Annotated in this window: 1 protein-coding gene; it reads left to right on the top strand. The window is 24.9% G+C overall.

All coding sequences use genetic code 4. The features are described from left to right. Positions 1-264 precede the first annotated feature (264 nt). Positions 265-1,221 carry an SGNH/GDSL hydrolase family protein gene (locus M0D11_RS05965; protein ID WP_252320986.1) on the top strand — a complete coding sequence of 319 codons (957 nt, stop codon included), beginning with the start codon at positions 265-267 and terminating at the stop codon, positions 1,219-1,221. Positions 1,222-1,267 lie beyond the last annotated feature (46 nt).

Raw genomic sequence — 1,267 nt, 5'->3', positions numbered from 1 at the left:
AAAAGAAATTGAAAAACAAATGCAAGAATTAAAAATAAAATCAGAAAAAAAAGAAAATTTTGATAAATTTTCAAAAAAAACAAATCCATTTTTATAAAAATTATAGTATTTTGTAAATTAAAATAAACCCATATTATTGGTCGGTGCCAACCAGAACCTTGGTTGGTTGGCCGCGGGGTTTAGCCCCGCTGGGGTGAGTTGCGAAGCAACGAGGGGCAAAGCCCCTATATACTTGGTTTAAGTTTATTGTTAGAAGGAGAAGTCATGAATGATAATCAAAAAATAAAAGGTAATTTTTATGTTCTAGGAGATAGTTTATCAGACACAGGAGCATTAGTAAGTGGTTTTACAGCTCTTTTTAAGCATTTAAAAATACCTAAAATAGTTAAAATGTTACCACCATTTTATAAAAATTCTTTTTCTAATGGTCCTGTGGCAGCACAAATTATTGCCGATTATTTGCATATAAATTTAACTTCTGCTTGAAGATTTGACCTTTTTTTATTTGCTGATGAGCAAATTGGTAATAATTATGCAGTTAGTGGAGCTTTAGCTAGTAGAAAAAAAGAATTAACAGTAGAAAGTTTTGTTATTAATCATTTTGATATTACTCATCAAGTAGATGCTTTAATTAGTCAGCATCATATTAATAGTAATGATATAATTTTAGTAGAGTTTGGTGGTAATGATATTTTATATGCTTTTAAACAATCATTATTAAACGACCAAGAAGAAATTATTAATAAAGCAGTTGAGTTAATAAAAAATGCTTTAACTAAATTGATAAATAAGGGTGCTCAACGTATTTTATTATGTAATGTTCCTAATATGAGTATTATCCCTTTATTTAAAAATAAAGAAAAAGATAAGGAACGTATTTTAAATTTAACTACTAATTTTAATAAAATGTTAGATAGTGTTATTGAAGAATTAAATAAAAATAAAAAAAATATTATTAAATATGATATGTTTGCAGCGATAACAAATGCTATTAATAAGTTTAAAAGCTTGAATATTAATAACAATATTATTGATGCAGCAGTTACTACTGATTTTAGTGAAATAATTAATAATGGTATTATTGTTCCTCATTTCAATGAAGGTGTTAATGAAGAAAATATTAATAATTATTTCTTTTTTGATAGCATTCACCCTAATAAATGAGCACATAATATTATGGCTCAAGAATTAATTAAATTAATAAATGATAATAAGAATTAATTAGAAATATTTATTTATAAGAGTTATAATTTTGTTATAAAGGAAA

Source organism: Spiroplasma endosymbiont of Lariophagus distinguendus (assembly GCF_023846195.1).
Taxonomy (GTDB): domain Bacteria; phylum Bacillota_I; class Bacilli_A; order Mycoplasmatales; family VBWQ01; genus Spiroplasma_E.
Note: the sequence above shows the minus strand (reverse complement) of the source record. Positions and strands in the feature narration are given on the sequence as shown.